10 protein-coding genes and 1 tRNA gene are annotated in these 14390 nt (G+C 72.5%); 3 read left to right on the top strand and 8 right to left on the bottom strand.

The window, feature by feature from the left end:
• Positions 1-212: 212 nt before the first annotated feature.
• Positions 213-2015, top strand: a complete 1803-nt coding sequence (locus ACTMTF_RS43445) for a 2-isopropylmalate synthase (protein ID WP_441115947.1) — start codon at positions 213-215, stop codon at positions 2013-2015.
• Positions 2016-2055: 40 nt separating this feature from the next.
• Complete coding sequence (locus tag ACTMTF_RS43440; RefSeq protein ID WP_441115946.1) at positions 2056-4860, top strand: AAA family ATPase; 2805 nt, start codon at positions 2056-2058, stop codon at positions 4858-4860.
• A gap of 22 nt (positions 4861-4882) precedes the next feature.
• Here the strand turns inward: ACTMTF_RS43440 and ACTMTF_RS43435 are convergent, their stop codons facing one another.
• On the bottom strand, positions 4883-6328 hold the full coding sequence (locus ACTMTF_RS43435) for an acyl-CoA carboxylase subunit beta (protein ID WP_441115945.1): 1446 nt from the start codon (positions 6326-6328) through the stop codon (positions 4883-4885).
• Positions 6329-6510: 182 nt separating this feature from the next.
• Between ACTMTF_RS43435 and ACTMTF_RS43430 the strand changes: the two genes are divergently transcribed.
• Positions 6511-9717 (top strand): GH92 family glycosyl hydrolase, encoded by a 3207-nt coding sequence (locus ACTMTF_RS43430; protein ID WP_441115944.1) that lies wholly within the window; start codon positions 6511-6513, stop codon positions 9715-9717.
• A 3-nt stretch (positions 9718-9720) separates the two neighbouring features.
• Here ACTMTF_RS43430 and ACTMTF_RS43425 read toward each other — a convergent pair whose 3' ends face one another.
• The 7 genes from ACTMTF_RS43425 to ACTMTF_RS43395 form a co-directional block, all read right to left on the bottom strand.
• On the bottom strand, positions 9721-10629 hold the full coding sequence (locus tag ACTMTF_RS43425; RefSeq protein ID WP_441115943.1) for an SMP-30/gluconolactonase/LRE family protein: 909 nt from the start codon (positions 10627-10629) through the stop codon (positions 9721-9723).
• Between the two features lie 69 nt (positions 10630-10698).
• A tRNA-Ala gene (locus ACTMTF_RS43420) sits at positions 10699-10771 on the bottom strand.
• 55 nt (positions 10772-10826) lie between these two features.
• The gene (locus ACTMTF_RS43415) at positions 10827-11657 is read right to left on the bottom strand and encodes a metal-dependent hydrolase (RefSeq protein ID WP_441115942.1); all 831 of its coding nucleotides are present in this window, start codon (positions 11655-11657) and stop codon (positions 10827-10829) included.
• A gap of 4 nt (positions 11658-11661) precedes the next feature.
• Entirely contained in the window at positions 11662-12882 is a 1221-nt protein-coding gene (locus tag ACTMTF_RS43410; protein ID WP_441115941.1) for a CynX/NimT family MFS transporter, read from the bottom strand.
• Between the two features lie 123 nt (positions 12883-13005).
• Positions 13006-13611, bottom strand: a complete 606-nt coding sequence (locus ACTMTF_RS43405; protein WP_441115940.1) for an SRPBCC family protein — start codon at positions 13609-13611, stop codon at positions 13006-13008.
• A 29-nt stretch (positions 13612-13640) separates the two neighbouring features.
• Positions 13641-14018 (bottom strand): hypothetical protein, encoded by a 378-nt coding sequence (locus tag ACTMTF_RS43400; protein ID WP_441115939.1) that lies wholly within the window; start codon positions 14016-14018, stop codon positions 13641-13643.
• Complete coding sequence (locus tag ACTMTF_RS43395; RefSeq protein WP_397003757.1) at positions 14015-14380, bottom strand: hypothetical protein; 366 nt, start codon at positions 14378-14380, stop codon at positions 14015-14017. Before ACTMTF_RS43395 ends, ACTMTF_RS43400 begins: the two co-directional genes overlap by 4 nt.
• Positions 14381-14390 lie beyond the last annotated feature (10 nt).

Here is a 14390-nt window from a genome sequence, read left to right as displayed (position 1 = left end):
TATAGTTTCGGCCTCGCCACCAGATATTCACCGGCGTCCCGGATCCGACCCGCACACCGACCCCCTGAGAATCCCGCAGGGGAGGCTTTCCCCGATGAAACCTGCGCAGTGCTGATATCGGAAACTCACCCGACACGGGACCACCGCCGCGCGGCGGCCACCTCCTCCGGTGCGAACCAGAACAGGACATTCATCAGGAAGGAACTCCTACCATGCAGGGCGCCGAACGCTATACAGGATTCACCCCGCTCGACCTGACCGACCGGACCTGGCCCAGCAGGCGCCTCCGCTCGGCCCCCCGCTGGCTCTCGACCGACCTGCGGGACGGCAACCAGTCCCTGGCCCGCCCGATGACCCCGGAGCGCAAGCTCATGATGTTCGACCTCCTGGTCGCCATGGGCTACAAGGAGATCGAGGTCGGTTTCCCCGCCGCCAGCCGCGACGACCACGATTTCGTCCGGCTGCTCATCGAGCGCGACCTCGTCCCCGACGACGTGCGGATCACCGTGCTGACCCAGGCCCGCGAGGAGCTGATCCGCGACACCGTCGACTGCCTCAAGGGCGTGCGCCGGGCGATGGTCCACATCTACAACGCCACCTCCCCGCTGTTCCGGCGGCTGGTCTTCGACCTCGACCGGGCCGGCTGCCGGGAGCTCGCGGTCCGCGGCACCCAGGTGATGATGGACCAGGCCGAGCGCGTGCTGGGCGGCAGCGACGTGGGCTACCAGTACTCCCCCGAGCTGTTCAACGAGACCGAGCTGGACTTCTCCCTCGAGGTGTGCGCGGCCGTCATGGACGTCTGGCAGCCCGAGGCGGGCCGGGGCATCATCCTGAACTTCCCGACGACCGTCGAGCGCTCGCTGCCCAACGTCTTCGCCGATCAGATCGAGTGGCTGGACCGCAACCTGCCGCGCCGCGAGCACGTCTGCCTGTCGATCCACCCCCACAACGACCGGGGCACCGGCGTGGCGTCGGCGGAGCTGGCCCTGCTGGCCGGCGCCGAGCGGATCGAAGGCTGCCTGTTCGGCAACGGCGAGCGCGCGGGCAACGTCTGCCTGGTCACCCTGGGCATGAACCTGTTCTCCCACGGCATCGACCCCGGCATCGACTTCTCCGACATCAACACCGTGCGCCGCACGGTCGAGCGGTGCAACCAGCTCCCGGTGCACCCCCGGCATCCCTACGGCGGCGACCTGGTCTACACCGCCTTCTCCGGGTCCCACCAGGACGCCATCAAGAAGGGCTTCGACGATCGGGAGCGGCAGGCCGCCGCCACCGGGGTGGCGCCGTCCGAGCTGCCGTGGCGCATGCCGTACCTGCCGGTGGACCCCAAGGACGTGGGCCGCACCTACGAGGCGGTGGTCCGGGTCAACAGCCAGTCGGGCAAGGGCGGCGTGGCCTACGTGATGAGCGCCTGGCACGGGCTCAACCTGCCGCGCGGGTTACAGGCGGATCTGGCCGCCCGGGTGCAGGCGCAGGCCGAGGCGCTCGGCGGCGAGCTGTCCCCCAGCCGGATCGGGGCCCTGTTCCACGAGGAGTACCTGTACCGGGGCGACCCCGCCGCGCCGCTGCCGATCGGCAGGACGCCGCTCGTGGCCACTCTGTACGTGGACGGCGGCGCGCGGATGAGCGAGATGAGCGAGATGAGCGGGCCGCGCGCGGACGCCGTACGCACGCTCGGTTCGGTGCTCGCCCCGTGGGGCGTCCAGGTGCGTGCGGTGCACCGCACGGCGCCGCCGCTGGACGAAGGGCTGGCGCCGGAGCGGCCCGTGCTCGCCGGACGCGCGCCGGGAGACGTCGTGGTGTACGCCGAGTGCCGCCTGGACACGGGCACGGGGACGGGCACGGGGACGGGCACGGCGTGGGGCGCCGGGATCGGCGGGGACCTGGCGGCGGCGGCCCTGTCTGCGGTGCGCGCGGCGAGCCGCCGGCAGACCGGCCGGCCCAACCGACCGGCGCCGGGCCGGCCAGGCGTGCCCGCCGCGCGCCCCCGCCTGGTGGCCGCCGGAGAGTGACGACCAGACCGCCGCGAGCCGCATGAGGAGGACCCTGGCTGTGGACGACCAACGACAGGACATGGCCCATCTCGGGAAGCTACTGGAGGAGACGCTCGGCGGCCGGGGCCGGATCGCGATGGTGACGGGCGCCGTCGCCACCGGCAAGAGCGAGCTGCTGCACGGCTTCGCCGACCAGGCGCTCGAACAGGGCGCGCTCCCGCTGTCCGCGACGGGCTCGCGGGCGGAGCGCGACCTGCCGCTCGGCGTGCTCTCGCAGCTCGTGCACAACACGCCGACCGACGAGCACCGCGCGGTCACGCTGGACCTGCTGCGTGAGGGCTCCCGCGCGCGGATGTCACGGGATCCGGGCGCCGAGTCCTTCGAGCATGTGGACGTGCAGATCGTGGACGCGCTCTGCACGGCGCTGCTGAAGCAGGCGGAGCGCCGCCCGCTGGTCATCGCGGTGGACGACGTGCATCATGCCGACCGCGCCTCGCAGCTGTGCCTGTCCTACCTCGCGCGGCGGGTGAGGTACGCCCGGATCCTGCTCGTCTTCAGCGCCCCGGACCATCACGCGCACCTGCGGACACTGCTGCACACCGAGATGGTGCGCCAGCCGCACTGTCACACGCTGCGGCTGGCGCACCTGCCGGCCGAGGGCGTGGCCGAACGGGTACGGCAGCGGGCCGGGGCGCAGGCGGCCGACCGGTTCGCCGAGCGGTGTCACGAACTGACCGGCGGCAACCGGCTGCTGGTGGACGCGCTGCTGGAGGACCTGCAGGCCACCGGCGAGCCCGGGGAGAGGTACGCCGACGCGGTGCTGGCCTGCCTGCACCGCGCCGATCCGAGCCTGCTTCCCGTCGCCCGCGCCCTGGCCGTGCTGGGCGAGCCCGGCACCGCCGGGCGGCTGCTCGGCCAGGGCGAGGCGACCACGAACCGGGCCGCCCAGGCGCTGACCGGGGCCGGCCTGCTCGCCGAAGGCCGCTTCCGGCACGAGGCCACCGCGTCCGCCGTGCTGGCCGGACTGGACGGCGCGGAGCTGATCGACCTCCACCGCCGGGCCGCCGAGCTGACCTACGAGGAGGGCGCGCCCGCCCCTGTGGTGGCCGGCCATCTCCTCACGGCGAGCCACGCGGGCGACCCGTGGGCGCTGTCGGTGCTGGAGGAGGCCGCCCGGCAGGCGCTGCGCGACGACGGGGTCGAGGCGGCGATCGAGTATCTCAAGCTGGCCCTGCGGGCCTGCGACGACGGGCCGCGGCGGGCGCGGATCGCCACCACCCTGGTCCGGGCCATCTGGCGGATCGACCCGAGCACGCCGACCGGGCACCTGGCCGAGCTGACCGAGGCCCTGCACAAGGGCGACCTGGGCGGCGCCGACGCCATCGTGCTGGCCAGGGCGCTGCTCTGGCACGGCCACGTCGCCGACGCCAAGGACGTGCTGTCCCATCTACGGGATCAGGGCGAGCTGGACCGGGAGGCCCTGGCGGAGCTCGCCGCGACGCGCGCCTGGTGCCGCGGCAGCTGGCCCGCCTTCCTGCCGCACCTGCCGGAGCCGCCCGCCGCGGACGTGAGCGCCGCGGCCCGCGCCCTCGCCACCGACCGCCGTCTGGAGTCGGCCGACGCGCTCGCCTCGGCGCTGAGCGAAGGCCCGAGCGCGGAGCTCGCGCACACGGCCGAGCGCATCCTGCGCGGCTCCCGCCTGGACGAGATGTCCATGGACGCCGTGGAGTGCGCGCTGCTGACCCTGACCTACACCGATCGCGCCGATCGGGCCGCGCCCTGGTGTGACGCCTTCGTCGCGGAGGCGGCCAGCCGGCACGCGCCGAGCCGCCAGGCCAGGCTCTCGGCGATCCGGGCGGAGATCGCGCTGCGCCGTGGCGACCTGGCGGCGGCGGCGCGCGACGCCCAGCGGGCTCTCGACCTCATCTCGCCGGAGAGCTGGGGGGTGGCCGTCGGCGCGCCCCTGAGCGTCCTGCTGATGGCCGGCGCGGCGATGGGCCGCCACCAGGACCATCAGCGGCAGGCGGCCCAGCCGGTGCCGGAGGCGATGCTGGAGTCCCGGTTCGGCCCGCAGTACCTCTACGGCAAGGGCCGCTTCGCGCTCGCCTCCGGCCAGCCCCAGCAGGCGCTGCGCGATCTGCGGCTGTGCGGCGAGCTGCTGGGCGCGTGGGGGCTGGACGTCCCGGAGTTCATCCCGTGGCGGGTGGACGCGGCCGAGGCGCTGATCCGGCTCGGCGAGGTCGACGAGGCCCGCGCGCTGATCGAGAAGCAGCTCGCCGGCTCCGGCAAGCGGTCCCGGCGGGTGCACGGCATGGCCCTGCGCGCGCTGGCCGCGACAGCCGATCGACGGCACCGCGCCGTGCTGCTGCGCCGCGCCGCCGACCTGCTCCAGGACTGCGGCGACAGGTACGAGCACGCCAGGGCGCTGTACGACCTCATCGACGCCTACCACGCGATCGGCGAGCATCGCAGGGCCGGGATGCTCGGCGGCCGGGCCCGCGCGCTGGCCGAGGAGTGCCACGCCGGCGCCCTGGGCGGAACGCCGCCACGCGGCCACCGGAACGGCGCCGGCCCGAACGGCCGCCTCAACGGGCAGTCCAACGGGCGGTCCAACGAGCAGCTCGACCAGCCGGCCGGCGGGCACGTCATCGCAGCCGCGCGGGCCATGACGCCGCCGGCCCTCAGCGACGCCGAGCAGCGGGTGGCGGCGCTGGCGGCCGACGGATACTCCAACCGGGAGATCTCCGGCAAGCTCTTCATCACCGTCAGCACCGTGGAGCAGCACCTGACGCGGATCTACCGCAAGCTCAACGTCTCCCGGCGCGACGACCTGCCACCCAGCCTGGCCGACAGGGCGCTGTAGGACATGGCGCTGTAGGACGCTTTCACAGCGGGATGTTGGCGTGCCGTCCGCGAAGGCGCGGCGCCCGGTCCAGCGCCTGGGCCAGCCGGAACCGCGTGGTCTCCGGCGCGATCACCTCGTCGACCACGCCCAGGGCCATCGCCCGGGCCACCCCGCCGGCGGTCCGCCGCTGCTCCTCGGCCAGGCGGGCGCGCAACTCCTCGCGCTGATCGTCGGGGGCCGCCGCCAGGGCCTTGCGGTGCAGGACGCCGACCGCGCTCTCCGCGCCCATCACGGCCACCTCCGCGTCCGGCCAGGCGAAGATCGCGGTGGCGCCGAGCGAGCGGGAGTTCATCGCGATGTACGCCCCGCCGTACGCCTTGCGGGTGATCAGGGTGACGCGCGGCACCACGGACTCGGCGAAGGCGTGCAGGAGCTTGGCCCCCCGCCGCACGACGCCGCCCCATTCCTGGCCCACCCCGGGCAGGTAGCCGGGGACGTCGACCAGGACCACCAGGGGCACCCCCAGCGAGTCGCACATGCGGACGAACCGGGCGCTCTTCTCCGCCGACAGGGAGTCCAGGCAGCCGCCCTTGCGGATGGGGTTGTTGGCCAGCACCCCGACCGGACGGCCGCCGAGCCTGCCCAGGCCGATCAGGACGTTGGCCGCCCAGCGAGGCTGCAGCTCCTGGAAGACCGGCCCGTGGACGTCCCCGTCCAGGATGGCGTGCACGAGAGGTCGCACGTCGTACGCGCGCCGCGGCGAGTCCGGCAGCAGCGCGCGCAGGTCCCTCGGCGCGCGCAGCGCGGCCAGGTCGAACCGGCCCGGCGCGTCGCGGAGCAGCCCGGCGAGGCGGCGGGCGCGGAAGCAGGCGTCGTCCTCGTCGGCGGCCGGCACGTGCACGACCCCGGATCTCGGGCCGTGCGCGTCGGGGCCGCCGAGCGCGGCCATGTCGATCCGCTCACCGGTGACGCTGCGGACGATGTCCGGGCCGGTCACGAAGACACGCCCGGCGCCGGTCATGATCACGACGTCGGTCAGGGCCGGCCCGTACGCGGCGGCCCCGGCGGCCGGCCCGAGCACGACCGAGATCTGCGGGACCACGCCCGAGGCCCTGGTCATGGCGGCGAACATGCGCCCCACGCCGTCCATCGACTCGACGCCGTCGGCGAGCCTGGCGCCTCCGGAGTGCCACAGGCCGATCACCGGGCAGCCCTCGGCCGCGGCGGCGTCGGTGGCGGCCACGACGTGCATCGCGCCTGCCGCGCCGAGCGCGCCGCCCATCCGCCTGGCGTCGGTGCAGAAGGCGATGACGGGCCGGCCGTCCACCCGCCCCCGCACGGCCGTCACGCCGCTGTCGTCCTCGGCGTGCAGGGCGGCGGGCGTTCCGGGGTCGAGCAGCCGGGCCAGCCTGGTCAGCGGGGCACGCGGGTCGGCGGCGGGCCGCTCGTCCGCCTGCGCGTGCGGCATGGTCGGTAAGACGGTCATCTCTGATCCCTGCTGCTCGGTTGTCCCCATGGCATCCACCGAATCTGTCAACGGTCCCGGCATCCGCCAACCCCTATTCGCACCTGCGGCGATGGCAACTTGTGCACGCCGTTTCCGCTCGTTGACCGGGGTCGCGGGGGCGGGATTCGATATCACGATCTGACTTCCGAAAGGTGCGCGGCATGTCCCCATGGTCGTTACCGATCGTCACCACGCTGCTGATCGCCACGGTGCTCCCTCCTGGAGCCGCGGCGACCGCTGACCCCGTCACCTCGACGGCGCACGACCCGGCCGCCCTCGTCAACGTCTTCCACGGCACGAAGGAGGCCGCCTCCGACTTCGGCCACGGCGGCGGCGGAGGCATGACCTTCCCCGGCGCGGTTCTGCCGTTCGGCATGATGCAGTGGAGCCCTGACACGGTGGAGGACGCCGGCGGCGGCTACCGCTGGGAGGACGACCGGTTGCGCGGCTTCTCCATGACCCACATCTCCGGGCCCGGATGCACCGGCGCGCAGGACTTCCCGGTGATGCCCTTCTCCGGGAAGATCGGCCGATCACCGGCGACGCACGGGATGGACTACGTCCAGACCTTCAAGCACGCCAACGAGCAGGCCTCGCCCGGTTCGTACTCCGTCACCATGGACTCCGGCGTCAAGGCCGACCTGTCGGTCAGCATGCGGGCGGGCGTCGGCCGCTTCACCTTCCCCCAGGACAAGCCCGCCACGCTGCTGCTGAACACCAGCGGCTCGATCAACGGCGTGGACGACGGCGAGACCCGCATCAGCGGCGACACCGTCGAGGGCTGGGTGCAGACCGGCGGCTTCTGCGGCCCGCCGACGCGCTACAAGGTCTACTTCCACGCCACCTTCGACCGACCGGTCACCGGCTTCGGCACCTGGAAGGACGACCAGGTGGTGCCGGGCTCGCGGACCGTCGAGAACGCCTCCAAGGCCAAGGTGCGGGGCCACGTCGTCACCTCCGACGACGTCGTGGTGAACGGGCCGGGCTCGGGGGCGTACCTGGAGTTCGACTCCGCCGCGCCTGTGCAGATGCGCGTCGGCCTGTCGTACGTCAGCGTCGACGGCGCCAGGAACAACCTGCGGACGGAGATCGCCGCCAAGAACCTGGAGCAGGTGGCGGACGAGGCCGACGCAGTCTGGAACAAGCGTCTCCGCCAGGTGGCGATCACGGGCGGGACCGACGCCCAGCGGCGCACCTTCTACAGCAACCTCTACCACGCGCTGCTCCAGCCGTACGTCTTCGACGACGCCGACGGCACCTACGTCGGCTCCGACTACGAGACCCGCACCGTGAAACCGGGCCACCACCACTACGCGACCTTCTCCGGCTGGGACGTCTACCGCAGCGAGGTCCAGCTACTGGCGCTGCTCGCACCGGACGTGGCCGCCGACATCGCGCAGTCGATGTACGCCAACGCGCAGGCGCTCGGCAACGTGTGGGACCGCTGGTCGCACCAGAATGCGGTCACCGGCGTCATGACGGGCGATCCGTACCATGTGATCCTCTCCACCATGTACGCCTTCGGGGCGCGTGACTTCGAGGCCGCCGAGGCGCTCAAGGCGATGGCCGCCGCCGCCCGGCGCAGCGGCCCGATGGACATCGGCCACCCGCTGCTCGGCTACGACGAGCGGCCCGGCAACGCCGCCTACATGGCCAAGGGGTACGTGCCGTCGGACCCGTCCTCGACCCTGGAGTACGGCGTGGCCGACTTCGGCATCGCGCAGCTCGCCTCCCGGCTCGGCGACCGGACGACGCACACGGAGTTCATGCGGCGCGCGCAGGCGTGGCAGCACCTGTACAACCCGGGCAACGACTGGATCCAGCCCCGTACGGGCGACGGCTCGTTCAAGGCGCCCTTCGACCCGGCCGCCGCGGACGTCTACATGGAGGGCAACGGGGCGCAGTACCACTGGATGGTGCCGCACAACGCGCGCGGGATGTTCACCGCGATGGGCGGCCCCGGCGAGGCGGTGTCCAGGCTGGACGAGTACTTCACCGAGCTGAACGCCGGGCCGCACCGGGCGTACGCCTACCTCGGCAACGAGGTCGCGCTGCAGTCACCGTGGCTGTACGCGTGGGCCGGCCGTCCGTACAAGACGCAGGAGGTCGTGCGGCGGACGCAGAAGGAGCTGTTCGGACCCGGTCCTGACGGGCTGGTCGGCAACGACGACCTGGGCACGATGGGCGCCTGGTACGTGTGGTCGGCCATGGGCCTGTTCCCGGCGATCCCCGGCCGGGCCGAGCTGCTGGTGCACACGCCGCTGTTCGACCGCGTCACCATCGACCGGCCCGGCGGCGACATCGTGATCAACGCGCCGGGCGCCGAGGGCGGTTACGTCCAGGCGCTGCGGGTGAACGGGGCCCCGACCTCCCGGGCGTGGCTGCCGGAGACGTTCGCCACCCGGGGCGGGCGGCTGGACTTCAGGGTGGGCAGCACGCCGAACCGGGCTTTCGGGGCCCACCCCGCCGACGCGCCACCGTCGTTCGACGAGGGCTCCGAGCCGTACCTGCTCGGCGCGGACCCGGGGAGCGGACCGGTGGAGCCGGGCGGCACGTTCGACGCCGACCTCACCGTACGGTCCCTGGACCAGGCCGCCACGGTCGAGTGGCGGGCCGCACCGCCCGCGGGCGTCACCGTCTCACCGTCGAGCGGCACCCTGCGCGTCCCCGCCAAGGGCGCCGTGAGCGCCAAGGTCGAGATCACCGTGGGCCCGGACGTGGCGCTCGGCTTCCACACCGTCCCGATCGTCGCGGGCGAGGCCACCGGCGCCATCCGGCTCAACGTGGCCGAGCGCGGCACGCTGGCGTGGCACCAGAACAACGCCGGGATCGGCGACGCCACGGCCGCCGACGAGGCCAACATCGACGGGCCCGGATTCAGCTACTCGGCGCAGGCGCTGGCCGACGAGGGGATCGAGCCCGGCGGCGACGTCATCTGGAAGGACTTCACCTTCACCTGGCCGGACCGTAAGCCGGGCGAGTGGGACAACCTGCGGCCGGGCACCGCGCCGATCGAGGTGGCCGCGCCCGAAGGGGCGAGCAAGCTCGCCTTCCTCGGCGCGGGCGTCAACGGCTGGCCCGAGTCGAAGGTCACGATCACGTACACGGACGGCTCCACGAGCACCGGCACGCTGGGGCTCAGCGAGTGGATCCTGGACTTCGGCGGCGAGGAGCCCGCGTTCGGCAACGAGATCGTGGCCAGCACGCCGCACCGGCTCTTCTGGGGCTCCTGGGCCCTCCAGCCGATCGGCGCGCACGTGTTCGCGGCGCAGCCGATCGCGCTGGATCCGGCCAAGAAGGTGGCCAGTCTGACCTTCGCCCCGGCGGAGGACGGCGAGCTGCACATCTTCGCCTGGGCCTTCTCCTGACGGTCAGGAGGCCCAGACGGGACGGGCGCCGCGGATGTTCAGCATGACGGAGTAGAGGGACGTGGTCGCCGTGATGAACATCCGGTTGCGCTTGGGACCGCCGAAGACCAGGTTGGAGACGCTCTCCGGCAGGATCAGCCTGCCGAGGAGCGTCCCGTCCGGGTCGTAGCAGTGCACCGAGGAGCCCACCGCGGCCCACAGGCGGCCCGCGTCGTCCAGGCGCAGGCCGTCGAAGCCGCCCTTGCCGGCGTGCTCGGCGAACACCCGGCCGCCCGCCAGCGAGCCGTCGTCGCGCACGTCGAAGACCCGCACGTGGCGCTCCTCGGTGTCGGCGACGAACAGCCTCCGCTCGTCCAGGGAGAAGGCCAGGCCGTTGGGCCTGGTGAAATCGTCCACGACCCTGCTCGTCTCGCCGGAGAGCGGGTCGATGCGGTAGACGTGGCAGCCGTCGATCTCCTGCTCGGCCCGGTGCCCTTCGTAGTCGCTCAGGATGCCGTAGGGCGGGTCGGTGAACCAGATCGACCCGTCGGAGCGGACCACGACGTCGTTGGGGCTGTTGAGGCGGTCGCCCCGCCAGCGGTCGGCCAGCGTGGTGACCGACCCGTCATGCTCGGTCCTGGTCACCCGGCGCGTGCCGTGCTCGCAGGAGATCAGCCTGCCCTGCAGGTCGAGAGTGTTGCCGTTGACGTAGCCGGACGGCTGCCGGAACGGCGCCACCGCGCCCGTCTGCTCGTCCCAGCGCAACAGCCGGTCATTGGGGATGTCGCTCCACACCAGGAAGCGGCCGGCCGGGAAGTAGACCGGCCCCTCCGCCCAGCGGGTGCCCCGGTAGAGGCGCTCGACCTGCTTGTCCCCGCTGATGGCGGCGACACGCTTGTCGAGTGCCTCGAACTCCACGGGAATGAGATCCATTGTGTCCGGCCTCCCTCGGCTACGAGGGTTCATTCATAGCAAGATCGCCCAGCGGACACCAGCGAGAGGTGGAGCTATGGGGATTCGAACCCCAGACCTCCTCCATGCCATGGAGGCGCGCTACCAACTGCGCCATAGCCCCTTGCGATGCGTCGCCAAGTGTATCGGAATCTCCACACCGTCGTGTCACACCCGCCTCAGGCCTGAGGCGTCACGGTGGTGCGCATGGTGAGCGACTGTTCGGCCAGGGTCAGTTCCACCGTCACCTCGCCCAGCTCCGCGGCGTCGCGCACGTGGGTGCCGCCGCACGGGATCGACGCCTCGCCTTCCGGCAGGGCGCAGTGCCAGGTGCGGCGGGCGGTGAGCTCCGGCCCCGGCACGTCGAGCCGGATCGGCGCGCCCGCCGTCACCCATGCCTTGAGCCGCTCGTTCACCGCCTGCGCGGCCTCGGCGACGTCCAGCCCGTCGGCCGTGAACCCCTTCTTGCGCAACGACTTGCCGAGCCGGTACTCGTCCAGGCTGGCGTGCGGCGTGATCCGCGAGGAGGTGATCGCGCTCTGGTCGAAGTCGGGGTGCCCGAGCCCGTCGAGCGCCGCCTCCTTGCGCCATCGCCCGGCCAGGGCGGCGTTGAGGGCCAGGGCGGCGAGGTGGCAGGCGGTGTGACCGGCCGACAGGGCGGCCCGGTAAGTGGCGTCGACCTCCAGCTCCACGTCCGCGCCGACGGCCAGCGGGCTACCGGTCACGTGCACGACCAGCCAGTCCCAGCCGTCCGCGCCGCGTCGTACCGGGATGTCGCTCCCCAGGAGGATCGCGCCGTCGGCGGCGCGCGCGCCCGTCACGCAGTCGAGGACGGGCAGGCCCCCGATGGCGCCGCGGTCGGCGGGCTGGTCGGGCCAGGTGTGGTCGAGGGGGTGGAACGGCGTCTCGCTGACGACGAGGCCGTGCCGGGCCCCCACCGGCACGGTCCCGACGATCTGTGAACGGCCCGTGACATGACCGTGGGGAAAGGTGACGACTGTCGATTTCACGGTGTCATCCTGGCAGAGGCGCTTTCCGCTCGTCCTCCAGATAACGCTCGCGTCCCGCGTACAGGCCGGTCAGGAGCTGTGCGACGAGCACAGCGAAGATCAGTGTGTACGGCGCTGCCCAGCCGCCGCTGACCTCCCTGAGCACGCCCACGAGCAGCGGCCCGGCGCCGGCGATGAGATAGCCGGCGCTCTGCCCGAAGGCGGACAGGCCGGCCGTCGCCTCGGGCGTGCGGGTGCGCAGCGCGAGCATCATGAGCGCCAGCGGGAACGAGCCCATGCCGATCGCCACGAACACCACCCAGATCGGCGCGGTGGAGGCCGGCGCGGCCCACAGGCCGGCGAAGCCGATGGTGTACGCGACGACGAGGCCGACGACGACGGGCCGCTGGTCGCGGAAGCGTGAGGCGATGACCGGGACCAGGATGGAGACGGGGATGTTCAGCGCGGTGAACCCGCCGAGGATCACCCCGGCCTGGTCGATGGTGAAGCCGCCGTCGGTGAGGATGGTGGCGAGCCAGCCGAACATGATGTAGGCGATCATGGACTGGGTGCCGAAGTAGATCGCGACCGTCCAGGCCAGCTTGCTCCTGGCGAGCCGGCGCATGCCCGACTCCGGCTGGGCGGCGCGTCGTTCCGGCTCACTGCGCAGCAGCAGGAGCCAGGGAACGGCGGCGACGGCGGCCAGCGCGGCCCACACGCCGAGGGCGATGTGCCAGTCACCGGAGGCACGCTCGATCGGCACGGTGGCCGCGGCGGCGAGCATGGTGCCGACGGCCAGCGCCGTGGTGTAGACGGTGGTCATCGTCCCGGTGCGGGCCGGGAAGTGGCGCTTGATCAGGGTAGGGATGAGCACGTTGCCGACGGCGCCGCCCGACAGCGCGACGGCGCTGCCCATCAGGAACACCGGCGCGGAGTCGACGAGCGATCGGACGAGCGTGCCGGCGCCGAGGGTGACGAGCGCGAGCAGCAGCAGCCGGTGCTCGCCGATGCGGCGGGCCAGCGTGGGCGTCACCGCGCCGACGGTGGCGAAGGCCAGCACCGGCAGCGTGGTCAGCAGGCCGGATCCGACGCTGGTCATGCCCAGCGCGGCGGACAGCTGATCGAGCAGTGGGCCGACGCTGGTCACGGCGGTGCGCAGGTTGAGCGCGGCGAGGACGATTCCCAGCACGAGGAGCCAGGCGAGGGAGTTGGTTCTGCCTCGTGAGGCTTGGGTGAGCACGGTCATGCCGGGTCAGCGTCCTCCACTCATCAAATCATGGGATGAATCGCTAGTCTAACAGCCGCAAAAGCGACATATATTCCCCGAACATGACGAAGCCCCCGGCAGTGCCGGGGGCTTCGGGTCGGCCTACAGGACCGGTCTGGGGCCCTGGGGCGGCTCGTCGCGCGGAGACACCGGGCCCGGAGGCGGAAGCGTGCCCTCCTGGGGAAAGCCGCTGCCGCCGATCGTGCCGGGCGGCACGGGGCGGTCGGTGACACCGCTGCTGGAGCCCCGCTGGTGCGGGCCGGGCACGTCGCCACGCCACGCGCCGGTCTCGCCGCCGCGCGATTCGATGAACGCCTTGAATCGTTCCATGTCGCCCTTGACGCGCAGCTTGACGATCTGCAGCCAGTCGCCGGCCTTCTCCACGAACCCCTCGGGGTCGTACTCCATCTGGAGCGTGACCCTGGTGGTCTCGGGGGTGAGCCGGTGGAAGGTGACCACACCCGACTGGTGCGGCTTGTCGATCGACCGCCAGGCGATGCGCTCGTCCGGGTGCTGCTCCGTGATCTCGGCCTCGAACTCACGCTTCACACCGGCGATCTCGGTGATCCAATGCGTGCGCGTGTCGGTGACCTGCTTGATGGATTCGACGCCTTCCATGAATTCGGGAAAGCTCTCGAACTGGGTCCACTGGTCGTACGCGACCTTGACGGGGACGTTGACGTCTACGGAGTGTTCGATCGTACTCATGAGAGTCGGCTGCCCCCGCGAACGCGCCGTTAACGTCGGCGCAGCAGCCAGTAGAGGCCCACGAGAGGCAGCACCAGGGGAATGTACAGGTAGCCGCTGCCGTAGCCCGACCAGACGGTGTCGTCGGGGAAGGCCGCCGGGTCGAGCAGGCTGACCGTGCCGATGACGAGCACCCCGGCCAGCTCGATGCCCAGCGCCACGAGCGCCACCCGGCGCGCCCCGCGCGCCAGCGCGGCGGTGAGCAGCACGTAGACCAGCGCGGCGAACGCCGACAGCGCGTAGGCCAGCGGCGCCTCGCCGAACCTGGTGAGGATCTGCACGGTGGCACGCGCGCCGGCGGCCAGCGCGAACAGCCCGTAGACGGCGACGAGGGCGCGTCCGGGCCCCTTGCCGAGGGCGTCGCTCATCCGGCCCCCTGCCAGATCTGCAGCAGCCGCCCCGTCATCACCGCGACGGCGAAGCCGGCCACGACCAGGATCGCCGGGCCCCACCTGCTCCGCTCGGCCAGCGCCAGCCCGACGCCCGCGGGCGGGATGAGGGCCACGCCGGCGAGGTAGCCGAACAGCGTGGCGGCGCCCTCGGCCGGCTCCTGCCCCCCGGCCATCGCCGCGATCACCAGGCCCGCCTGCACCAGGACGGCCACTTCGAGCACGGCGAACGAGACGAGCAGGATCATGCCCATGGTCCGGTCGCGGATCGCGGTGATCAGGCTCGCCAGCGCGAGCAGCAGCGAGCCGGCGATGACGATCGTGGCGACGGTGGTGTTCATCGGAGGAAAG

The sequence above is a fragment of the Nonomuraea sp. ZG12 genome, assembly GCF_052068115.1.
Lineage (GTDB): Bacteria > Actinomycetota > Actinomycetes > Streptosporangiales > Streptosporangiaceae > Nonomuraea.
This window is presented reverse-complemented; position numbering and strand designations above follow the sequence as displayed.